Origin of the sequence: Flavobacterium sp. DSR3-2 (assembly GCF_049896525.1) — a bacterium.
Classification (GTDB): Bacteria; Bacteroidota; Bacteroidia; order Flavobacteriales; family Flavobacteriaceae; genus Flavobacterium.
On sequence record NZ_JAFCUM010000027.1, the window covers coordinates 1 to 4,774 of the forward strand.

3 protein-coding genes are annotated in these 4,774 nt (G+C 31.5%); all 3 read left to right on the top strand.

The window, feature by feature from the left end; all coding sequences use genetic code 11:
* Positions 1–160 precede the first annotated feature (160 nt).
* The 3 genes from ACP7AV_RS16995 to ACP7AV_RS17005 all read left to right on the top strand — a co-directional run bounded on the left by ACP7AV_RS16995 (position 161) and on the right by ACP7AV_RS17005 (position 4,502).
* Complete coding sequence (locus ACP7AV_RS16995) at positions 161–616, top strand: hypothetical protein (protein WP_426092983.1); 456 nt, start codon at positions 161–163, stop codon at positions 614–616.
* 184 nt (positions 617–800) lie between these two features.
* Positions 801–2,390 (top strand): DUF4435 domain-containing protein, encoded by a 1,590-nt coding sequence (locus tag ACP7AV_RS17000; RefSeq protein WP_426092984.1) that lies wholly within the window; start codon positions 801–803, stop codon positions 2,388–2,390.
* A gap of 750 nt (positions 2,391–3,140) precedes the next feature.
* A complete protein-coding gene (locus ACP7AV_RS17005; protein WP_426092985.1) occupies positions 3,141–4,502 on the top strand; it encodes a DUF3472 domain-containing protein in 1,362 nt (453 codons plus the stop codon).
* Positions 4,503–4,774 lie beyond the last annotated feature (272 nt).

Consider the following 4,774-nt stretch of genomic DNA (forward strand, 5'->3'; position numbering starts at 1 on the left):
GAATGAAGAATGCTTTTTTCCAAAAAGAGTTTCAATTGTAGTTTAAATCATATATATTTACTTACTGATTAACTAAAATGAGTTCGTTTAAAGGTTTTTAGACGAACTGACGTTAGCAGAAAGTGTCTGACGACTTGATATCTAAAGAAAACATCATAAAATGAAAAAACTAATCTTTATTTATATACTTTTTCAAGCTGGAATTAGCTTCGGACAAAACGTTAAGATAGAAATTGGAGATTATCATCGTAAAATTGATGATAAAGTCTATGCTACTTATCAATTAGTAAATGCTAGCTACAGCTATTCACGAGCAACAATACTATTTTTAACTAACAAAGCAACATTATTTGAGTTGTCTGCAAAATTACAAAATCGAATAACTCCTAAACAAGAATATACAGATATTTGGATATTAGGAATCGAAAATTTTGACTCTAAAAACATTACGGAAACTGACAAAAAGATTATTAATGTATTTCTTCAAAATATAATAAAATACAGAGCAGACAATAGTTTGCCGGAATATACTTTTGAAAGACTGAATGCTGATAAAATTTTCATTGAGAAAAGTGATGAAGTTTGTAAATATTTAATATGTAATAAAAAAAGATAACACCTTCTGCTAACACACGCTACAATCAATTTGTGTATTTGGCATAATGGAAAAATTGGTTTGTATTTGGAAGATTTGGCAAATCCGAATAATGGGCTTAATTTAGTCCCAAACTGCCTGTAGCGCGAGAACGTTAGCTGATATTTTACCACAGAATCAGGAATCCAATACAAAAAGAAAATATATGAAATCAGCAATAATTTTACCAAATAAAACAGGACAAGGACAACACGAGACAATAGAGTCCGATAATAATTTTGTCATAATTGGTGGAAATGGTGCAGGAAAAACAAGACTAGGTACCTGGATAGAAAATCAAATTCAAAATCAAATTAATGTTCATCGAATTTTAGCACAAAGGGCTTTAAATCTACCAGAATCTGCTACAATAAAAACCCACGAACAAGCTGAAAAAGACCTTACATATGGCAGACATGATCAATATGCAATCGTCTCTCAAAAACTTAGTTCACGATATGGAGGTAGTCCAGAAACTTTTCTTTTAGATGATTATAATTTCCTTCTTTCAACTCTTTTTGCAAAATCAACTAAAAGAGATTCCGAACATGCTAAAGAAACTAGAGCCAAACAGATTTACATACCTGTTCCAGACTCGGTAATTGACCAAATAATAAAACTATGGAGCGATATAATGCCCCAAAGAGAAATTATTTTTGAAGACAGCAAAGTGACTGTAAAAAAAGCAAATATTCCAGAATATCATGGCAAAGATATGAGTGATGGTGAAAGAGTTACTCTTTATTTAATTGGTCAATGCCTTTGTGTACCAGACAACTCAATAATAATTATCGACGAGCCAGAAATACATTTACATAAGTCTTTAATGACTAGGCTATGGAATAAAATTGAAGAAGCATGTCCTAATAAATCCTTTATTTACATAACCCATGATTTAGATTTTGCTTCCTCAAGAAAAGGAGCATTTAAAATATGGATTAAAAATTATAATGGAAAAGCTTGGGAATGGGATGAAGTTCCTGCAGTAGATGCTTTTCCCGAAAATTTAATTATTGAAATAATTGGTAACAGAAAAAATATAATTTTCACAGAAGGTGACGATTCAAGTCATGATGTTGTTTTATATCAAGCTGTTTATCCAGACTTTCATGTTATTCCAAGAGGTGGTTGCACAAAAGTAATTGAATCAACAAAAGCAATGGTTTCTACGCCATCGTTGCATCATCTACAAGCTTATGGAATTATAGATGCAGATTACAGAACGAAAGAAGAAATTGAAGCACTAGAAAAAGCAAAAATTTTCACAATAAATGTAGCAGAAGTGGAAAACCTATTCTGTGTTGAACAAATTGTTCGAATAGTCTCCACACATTTTGAACTTGATCCAAATCAAAAGATAAAAGAAGTAACAGATTACGTTATTGATTCCTTAAAAAAGGAATTTGATGTTCAAATTACTAATCACGCAGAAAGAGAGATACAATTTAGATTAAACGTATTTACAAAACTCGCACATAATGAACAAGGTCTTATAGATGGATTTACAGAAGTAATATCTAAAATAGATGTTTCATCAATTTACAAATCTAGCTATCATTTATTTGAAGAAACAATTAAAGAACATAGTTTGGAAAAAGCTCTTAGGATTTACAATAGAAAAAAATTATCAGACCGAATTGCTCCTATTTTTGGACTCAAAGAAGGTGAATATGTAAATCTTGTGATAAGACTATTGAAAGGTCAAAGAAAAGAAGAAATAATTAATGCTTTAAAAATATACTTACCAAATATCTAATAAAAAAACATCAGCTAACACACGCTACAAGCAATTTGGGGATTTGGATTAATGGAAAGATTGGTTTGTATTTGGAAGATTTGGCAAATCCGTAAGACAACGCTTATTTAACCCCAAACTGCTTGTAGCGCGAGAACGTTACTGGAGACTTGTGCCGAAATTACGCAGATGAAAACAATCAGAATATAAGCATTTGTTTCCGCAAGAAGTTTACTAGCAGAAGCGTGAAAATTGAAACTTGCCAGCAGAAACTTGAAAAATTGAAACCTGAAAAACCAAAACTTGAAAATTGGAATTTGCTAACAGAAACTTGAAAAGCGGAAGCGTGAAAATTGGAATCTGCCAATAGAAATCTGAAAAGCAAAAACTTAAAATTTTTTGCGCAGAATTTTAAAGCGAAAAGTAAATAATTGAAAATAAAATGTTGAAAATTACGAACCGAAAATCACAAACGTGAAAGTTGGAACTTGCCAACAGAAGCGTGAAAAATTTGCGGTTTAATCGTAATTTCGACAAAAACAAGCCTCCAGTAACACACGCTACAAGCAATTTGGGGATTTGGCTTAATGGAAAAATTGGTTTGTATTTGGAAGATTTGGCAAATCCGAAAAATAACGCTGATTTAATCCCAAACTGCTTGTAGCGCGAGAACGTTGTGCGTCATGGTATAACACAATTAACAGAAAGATAAATATTATAGAAAACATGAAAACAATTAATTTTTTATTACTCACTTTATGCGTTTTTTTTATGACAGTTAGAACTGTTGCTCAAGAAAACGCAGCACCTTCAATGCATTTGACCTACTACTTTCCTTCTAATGATGCTATTTTGAAAATGCAAAAAATCAAAATAGTTCAATCAGCGAACACATCATACTTTGAAGTTAATTGGTTTACTAATGGATATACAGGACTTCAACAAACTCCTTCTACTTCCTATGGCTCCCCAAACATCTTAATATCTTCTTTATGGGACGTTAATACTCTTGCGGGAATTTATTCATCCGTAGACTATCATAATCCAACGACTTTTATAAGTCGATTTGGTGGGGAAGGTGACGGCTGGAAGACTATAAATCCTTACAATTGGGTACTTAATACTTGGTACAATTTGGTAAATAGGTCTTGGAAAGCTAATGGAAAACTTTATATTGCTACTTTTATAAATAACGTTTCAACTGGAAAATGGTTTCATACCGCTACACTTTCTATTCCTGACCCAAATAAATATTTAACTGGAACAAACGATGCTTTTTTAGAGAATTGGGACGGATGGAATTCTTCATGGAATGGTAGTAAGATCAGAAGTGCATTTTTTAAGGACTGTTGGAACTTGAATACCAATGGCAATTGGGAAAAAAATACCAGTGCATATTTTAGTGCCAATAACAGTACAGGGGACATTCAAAGAAATGGAATATACCACAATAGCTTTAATGCTCATTATGATAATACAGAAAATGCTTATTATATGCAACATGGTGGTAATACAATACGTTCTACTGCTTTCAACAACGGAAGAACATTAAATCTTCCATCTCAAACCAATCAAGGAACAGTACCAGCGTTAACATTAGGAACTATTACTTCAGTGAATGCCAATTATAGTGCAGGTATAACAAATGTAAATTGGACAATAGATGAATATAAATCACCCCAATTGACTGCAAAGATTGATATAATTGACAACATGAATAATATTGTTAAGACTGAACAATACACAATTCCTGAAAAAAGGAGTGCTACAATAAATTATAATTTAAATAGTGGTTATTATACTGTAAAAGTTACTTTGATTGATATCTTTAATCAGACTTCAACAGCTCAAACATATAATCTATCAGTTAACACACTTTCAAATGCTGAATTTAACTCGTCAGAATCATTGATTAAAATTGCTCCTAATCCTGCTAAAGATCATTTAACAGTATCAGGGGAAAATCTCAAAGAAGCTATACTTTATGATGCTTTAGGTAAAGTAATTATAACCACCTCAATAAAAAAATATAATACTGATATTGATGTAAGTTCTTTAACAAAAGGACTATATTTAATTATTATCAAAGACGAAAACAATAATATTCATAAAAAGAAAATTATTATTGAATAAATTAACATTAATGAATATTGCACCACGAACGCACAACAGCCGTTTGGCAAGATTGCGAATTTTGTGGTAAATTCACCTTTACGTTTCGCAAGAAATTTTATCTTTAACGGAAATTAATGGGTTACGAAGTTCGCAACCTCGCCAAGCGGCGAAACGTCAAACTGTCTAATAACCTCCTTTCTCCCTGTTAAATAAATTGTAGTAAAAATCGTTCAAATAATTTGCATAACTCGTTGGTTTTTATTATATTTAAGGATGAAATTCATCAACGG